Annotated in this window: 8 protein-coding genes and 2 riboswitches; of the genes, 4 read left to right on the top strand and 4 right to left on the bottom strand. The window is 40.2% G+C overall.

The genetic code is table 11. From position 1 onward, the window contains the following. Together V7654_RS07590 and V7654_RS07585 are read right to left on the bottom strand one after the other, a co-directional pair. On the bottom strand, positions 1-1,016 hold a 1,016-nt coding region (locus tag V7654_RS07590), incomplete at its 3' end, for a DUF5667 domain-containing protein (RefSeq protein ID WP_335429640.1). 95 nt (positions 1,017-1,111) lie between these two features. Then, positions 1,112-1,197, bottom strand: a riboswitch (cyclic di-GMP riboswitch). A gap of 73 nt (positions 1,198-1,270) precedes the next feature. Further along, the gene (locus tag V7654_RS07585) at positions 1,271-2,116 is read right to left on the bottom strand and encodes a pirin family protein (RefSeq protein WP_335429638.1); all 846 of its coding nucleotides are present in this window, start codon (positions 2,114-2,116) and stop codon (positions 1,271-1,273) included. Positions 2,117-2,480: 364 nt separating this feature from the next. On the opposite strand from V7654_RS07585, the gene V7654_RS07580 reads away from it, so the two are divergent. From V7654_RS07580 to V7654_RS07570, 3 genes are all read left to right on the top strand, one after another. Further along, positions 2,481-2,630, top strand: coding sequence for a hypothetical protein (locus tag V7654_RS07580; protein WP_335375220.1), 150 nt, complete (start codon positions 2,481-2,483; stop codon positions 2,628-2,630). 337 nt (positions 2,631-2,967) lie between these two features. Then, positions 2,968-3,105 carry a hypothetical protein gene (locus V7654_RS07575; protein WP_335429637.1) on the top strand — a complete coding sequence of 46 codons (138 nt, stop codon included), beginning with the start codon at positions 2,968-2,970 and terminating at the stop codon, positions 3,103-3,105. After that, a complete protein-coding gene (locus V7654_RS07570; protein WP_335429635.1) occupies positions 3,098-3,904 on the top strand; it encodes a protein phosphatase 2C domain-containing protein in 807 nt (268 codons plus the stop codon). The genes V7654_RS07575 and V7654_RS07570 overlap by 8 nt, the downstream gene beginning before the upstream one ends. Positions 3,905-4,137: 233 nt before the next feature. Here V7654_RS07570 and V7654_RS07565 read toward each other — a convergent pair whose 3' ends face one another. Next, positions 4,138-4,533 carry a DsrE/DsrF/DrsH-like family protein gene (locus V7654_RS07565; RefSeq protein WP_335429695.1) on the bottom strand — a complete coding sequence of 132 codons (396 nt, stop codon included), beginning with the start codon at positions 4,531-4,533 and terminating at the stop codon, positions 4,138-4,140. A gap of 298 nt (positions 4,534-4,831) precedes the next feature. After that, a complete protein-coding gene (locus V7654_RS07560) occupies positions 4,832-5,293 on the bottom strand; it encodes a GNAT family N-acetyltransferase (RefSeq protein WP_335429634.1) in 462 nt (153 codons plus the stop codon). A gap of 93 nt (positions 5,294-5,386) precedes the next feature. Then, positions 5,387-5,431: riboswitch (PreQ1 riboswitch) on the top strand. Between the two features lie 6 nt (positions 5,432-5,437). On the opposite strand from V7654_RS07560, the gene V7654_RS07555 reads away from it, so the two are divergent. Further along, positions 5,438-5,923, top strand: a complete 486-nt coding sequence (locus V7654_RS07555; protein WP_335429633.1) for a QueT transporter family protein — start codon at positions 5,438-5,440, stop codon at positions 5,921-5,923. The last annotated feature ends 137 nt before the right edge of the window (positions 5,924-6,060 follow it).

Raw genomic sequence — 6,060 nt, 5'->3', positions numbered from 1 at the left:
TTGGCAGCTGCCGCTTTTTGCTCTTCTGCCTTCTTAGCTGCTGCAGCTTTCTTTTCATCTGCTTTAACTGTTGCCGGCTGGGCAGCAGTCTTTTTCTCAGTGCTCTTTACTGTTTTTACTCCTACTGCTTGTACAGTCGTTTGTTCAACGGAAGCTGTTTCGGCAGCTCCATCCTCTGTCCCAGTATCTCCTGGCTGTTCTGATTCAGTTTCAGTGCCTTCTTCAACCCCGGCATCTCCATCCTCAGCTCCAACTTCACCGGACTCTGTTTCTTCTTCCGTCAATTCATCTTCGGCATCTTCCTCGTCAGAGACCTGTTTCTTTCCAGATGCGAGTCCTTTCATCTGCGAAGGATGAACGCCAAGCTGTTTGGCTGCTTGTCCAAAGCCCACCTTTTCTTCTGTATAAATAGCAGCGATTTCCTCAACTGTTTTGCCTGATGCTTCTGCGAGCCAGAAAATCTGCGCAATTTGTCCGTATCCAAGAGCATCTTCACGAAGCTGAGTGACCATTGCCTGATCAAGCCCCTGCACTACCTTCGCAACAATCTTTGCCTCTTCCACAGATTCTTCCAGTTCTTCCTTTAGTACATCTTCAACATTCTCGGCAATTTCATCTTCTACTTCAGCAACATCCTCTAATTCTTTGGTGAGTTCATCTGCACCTTCAGAATCTGTTTCTTCTTCAACAATTACTTCAGTAACCTTTTCCTGAGCTTCATCAAGTGCCGCTAAATAATCCTCTAATGCTTCTTGAACAAACTCATCCTTCTCTTCTTCTGACATCGCGGCTGCTTCTGCAAGTCTCTCGCTGGCAAAATCAAGCAGCAGCTGAGCTTCTTTCTCATCATCAAAGGTTACTAAAAGCTTTAATTCCTCAAACAATTGGTCAAAGGTAAATAAAAACTCGTCAGGTGTTGTACCCGGGGCAGTTGTTTCAACTACCTCATCGGCCGATACGATCGTGCCAAAGGCAAGCACCCCTGTCAAAACTGCTGTTGTTAAAAGTCTCTTCATCTTTTTTCCCCCATTTTAAAAGTTTGAATTAAAATCGATGGAAAATAAAAAAGTGCTGCCCGAAGAACAGCACACACGCATCTGCTATGTGAATCTTCGGCAACTGGCTGGCATCGTCTGATTGACATTAGCCCCTGTAGTTTTGCGTCCCCAGATTTCCCTGAGTTTGCCATTATCGGATTTTAATTCTACTTTTATCTTACTTTTTCGACAGAAAAAAAGATATAGAAATTTTTAATGAATTCTCAAAATCCCTACTTAGCTTCCTCGCCGAACTTCCCTTCATGATAATCCCGGTAGGCCTGGCGGATTTCTTCCATTGAATTCATGACGAATGGGCCGTAGGCAACTACTTCTTCCTTAATGGGTTTGCCCGAATAAACTAAGACTTTTGAGCGTTTGTTTGCTTTAAGCAATAGTTCACTTGGACCAGCGCCGCCATCATTGAAGGTTAAAGTTGCCGCCGATGATTTTTTCAGGTTGGTTTCACCGGTTCCTGCCATAAGGTCGCCAGAAAGAACATATAGAAATGCATTATGTCCCTCTGGAAGTTCGTACGAATAGGCAGACTTCTCTGATAGGCTAATTTCTGAGAGTGCGAATGGCACCAATGGTTCAAGCGGTCCTTTTACCCCTGCTGTTTGGCCTGCGTACACCTTAGCTGAGCCACCTTTGAATTGGACGATTGGTGCTGTCTCGGAATACACATTTTGATAGGAGGTTTTTGTGCTCTTTAACTCTTTAGGCAGGTTCAGCCATAGCTGCAGAGTATGAGCAATGTCGTGATCAACTGCCTCTTCAGCATGTCTCGCTCCAGACCCGGCATTCATATACTGAATATCCCCAGCCTCAAGAATGCTGTGCCCGCCATGATTATCGATATGCTCAAGCCTGCCATCTATCACATAAGTTATCGTTTGGAAACCACGGTGCGGATGATCGGAAAAAGTCCCGCGCTTGAACCAGTCCTCTGCCATCAGGATAAAAGGATCCAACTCCCTCCATCTCTGCGGATTTAAAATAAGTCCCATTTGGACATGCGGAAAATCCTTTTCTTCATATTGTACTGTCCAATGATCTTTAATATCTCTTTGGAACATGATTTACCCCTCCTGTGTTGGTCCCTGTCCAATCCATTTTTTAATCATCATGAGATAGAGAGCTTATTAGCTCTACCATAATATTATAATGCAGATTGCTTACTTTTAGTAAGTTAAAGCATGATTGGTTGGTTGTTTTAAAGTTTATTGAATGATTAATGAGTAATAATAAAATTCTAAATTCCATATTTCTGCTTTCCGTTTTCGCTCTTAAAAAATCTTTGTTATTTCACGAATCAAAGTTCGGACAAATTGCCTAATAATATGGTGCAGCAAGGGGTCGACAATTCAAGGAAGTTTGTCTTCTCAAATAAACGGGTAGTTACTCTTTAAGCAACAATCTAATAATGAGGAGCTGTTATTCATGATATTGAAAAAGAAACTATTAGCAAGCGGGTTGGCACTAAGTGTGATTCTAGGCGGTCTAACAGCATGTGGTGATGGTGTTGACCAAGATAATGGCCCAAGTGATGGCGAACAGCAAGATGAAATGGATGATGAAAACGAAAATTAATAGTTTTATAAAATAAAAATAAGCAAGGAGCTAAAATGGTCATTTTAGCTCCTTGTTTATTTTATTAAGAAACTTCTTCATCTATACTTAGATAGATCTACAGCCTTGAAACCTCAACATCAAGGATATCCAATTGAATTTTCATAAGAGAAAAGGTCTTGCATTTCGTTAGTTTCCTTGAAAACTATATATGTAACATCCTTTGAAGAAAGAAAACGATTGGCTGAAATCACGTGTTTAAAGCTCCCTAGTTTAAGGGAGCTTTTTTAGATAATGATATCTTTTAGGCTGACATTATATTATAATTTTAGAAATATTTTGAAAAGGTGTGATAGTGGTGGAGGATTGTTTTGATTGCAGCAAGCATGCTGGTGAGATAACATCTCGTTCGATTATAAATGTGTTTGTCGGCTATACTGTTCAGGGTGCAGGGCATATCATGAGCCGAAAGGCGGTCTTAAATCAATATGAATAAAGAGTATGAGTTTAGCTGGGTCGGAAGCCAGAATACTTTTGTCGATACCAAAAGCGTTGAACAATTTGGCCAAGTTATTGTTGGACGCTACGGAGGAAATTCCTCTGCAGGTCAATACAAGAATGAGGATGCCTGCTTGTTATTGATTGATCAAAAAAAAGATTGGGAGTTTGTCGTTCTTTTAGATGCCCATAACTCCGCTGAAAGCGCGGAATTGATTGTCAAAACCTTTGAACGTCGAAAAAAAGAGATAAAAGAATGTTTATCCATTCAGCCAGATCAAGCATTCATAAGCCTGGAAAAATTAGTGCTAAACCTTTTTCAAAGCAAAGAATTTATGGCTGAATGCAGTAGAGTTAAAGGGGAAACCGCCTGTTTAATCGCAGCAAGGAAAGGCAGGTACTGCTGGTGGTTCTCTGTCGGCGACTGTATTTTATATTTGCATCACCCAGAGTTATCCGCAATCGGTCAGCATCAATTAAATCAAAGGCAATTTTATGAGTGGATTGGACAAGTAAACACTTTTGAAATGCCCGTCCCCTGCTACAGCTCCGGCAGAAAGGAACTGCGGCAAGGCATTAATCATCTTTTGCTGACAACCGACGGTTTAATAGAATGCCCTGGCGAAAGATTCTCCACGCCACAGAACATTTTCCGGGTTTTCTCAAAATCTTCTAATGAAGAAAGTGTAGAAACTTTATTAAAGGGAATTCAGGAAGACAACGTTCGTGACAGTACCACAATTGTGTCCTGGATGGTGGATGTATCCGAGAAAGCTACATTAGCCAGCAATCAGTAAAACCGCATAAATGCCAGGGTTCATATAACGGATAAAAAAGTTTCCAAGAAAAATAAAGCGGCCTTTCCCAAATATTCTATTGGGAAAAGGCCGCACCTTAAATTGCTTTTTTGAGGTCTACTTTTACAGGGTTGTGGATACTCTGGTTCTATTTGTACAATCGGCATCAGACATGCTAAGCCTTTTGCATTTATTGCTTTCATTTATTCTTTGGTTGAAAACTCATTCATAACTTAGAAAGTCAAAGTTACATCTGCACTTGTTGCAAATTCTAAGAATGTAACAGCTCCGCCTACTTCAATTCCTTCAACAAAAGCTTCTTTTTCAAGTCCCATTACATCCATTGTCATTTGGCAGCCAATAAATTTAACGCCCATTTCTACCGCCATTTCAACCAATTCTGGAATAGCTGGAACATTAGCCTTTGCAAAACCTTCGGCAAAGTGTTCTTTACCTTCAGGCATAGGAAGCTGCTTGTATGCTTCCTTATGGATTAAATTCAACCCTTCAAATGTAAAAAACACTGCTACTTCCTGATCAGTTGCAGCTGCCGCTGTTGCGATATTAAATACTTTATATGCATCAAATAAACCACCATTACTTGCAATAATTGCTACTTTTTTACTCATTGTTATTCCTCCTTTTAATTTAAAAGCCATTGCTAAATTTATTCTCGGATTATTATTTTTGTAGACCATTCGTCGCACCAGAAAATACTTTTATACCATTACCCCTATCGGTATAATAATATCCTATAAAAGAAATGGGGTCAATCCTGATTTTGCGTCTGCTTCGGAGGTTTGCTCGAATTTATGCTCAACTAAGCGGCAGACTGAGACAGGAGTTTTACCAGAAATTTTTTAACAAAGAAGTAACGTGTGTCCAAGCGTTGCTTCTTTGCTCAAGCACCTTGCAGCTGAAGAACATTCACAATATCTTCTTCATAATAAAATTAACAAACTCAATTCCATTTACTTTCTTATTATTCTTCAGCTCCGTCATGTATTCTTTTGAGTTGAAAAAGCCCTTCGCTGTAATGCTGGCTTCTGTAGTCAGCTCTTCATATCCCTTTAAGCAAGCTACTGATTCTAGTCTTTTTAATATCGCTGAACCAATCCCTCTCCCTTGATAGTTTTTATGAGTGTATAGGAGATCAATTTCCCTCTGGTGGTTAAGGCTGCCAAAACCTGCCACTACGCCATCCAGTTCAGCTACCACCGCAAAACTGTTTTTTAGCCTGCTGTCTAAAATATCTATACTCGAAAAACTATTAGCCCAGACTTCACATTGCTCTTTTGTATAATCTCCGAGGTTAACCGTTAGAATGGTTCCTCTGAATAATTCCAAGATTGCCGGAGCATCTGCCGTTGCATAGGATCTAATTTCCATTCGTAAAAACTCCTTATTCCTATATTTCTGCACCTAAAAAATTGTATTGTGATAAGGTCTTTTATCCTATATAATTTAAAATTGGCTTTCAAAACAAACGTGGTTCGTAACCATCCCACGTTAAAAAACTAGGAGAGATGAAGAATGAATACGAGAACGATTGTCCGAAACGGAATTCTCGCAGCATTATATATTGCCGTTTCTGCTATTATTCAGCCATTTGGCTTCACGAACGTCCAATTCCGTGTATCGGAAATGTTTAACCACCTGATTGTTTTCAATAAGAAATTTTTTTACGGAATCGTATTAGGTGTATTTTTAACAAACCTGCTCTTTTCTCCGATGGTCGCTTATGACCTTGTCTTCGGAGTTGGCCAGTCTGTGATTTCTTTGCTAATCACCATTTTCACAGCAAAATATATCAAGAGCATTGTCGCACGGATGATCGTGAACACTTTGGTTTTCACCTTTACGATGTTCCTGATCGCCATTGAATTGAATCTGGCATTCCAATTGCCTTTCTGGTTCACTTGGCTGACAACAGCTGCCGGAGAGTTAACTGTCATGGCAGTCGGCATCCCAATCATGCTCGCCATCCACAAGCGCGTGAATCTGGAAAAATTGGTTTAACCCTGCTTTACGATAACATAAAAAGCTTGGACATTTTATTCTGTCCAAGCTCAGGCTGTAGACAAATCCGATGAAAATCGTGCTTGTCTACGGTTTTTTTATTTTAGTTGGAATGTAAAACGGGTCTGTTGATTTCC

Source organism: Bacillus sp. JJ1609, from assembly GCF_036967045.1.
In the GTDB taxonomy this organism is placed as follows: domain Bacteria; phylum Bacillota; class Bacilli; order Bacillales; family Cytobacillaceae; genus Mesobacillus.
This window is presented reverse-complemented; position numbering and strand designations above follow the sequence as displayed.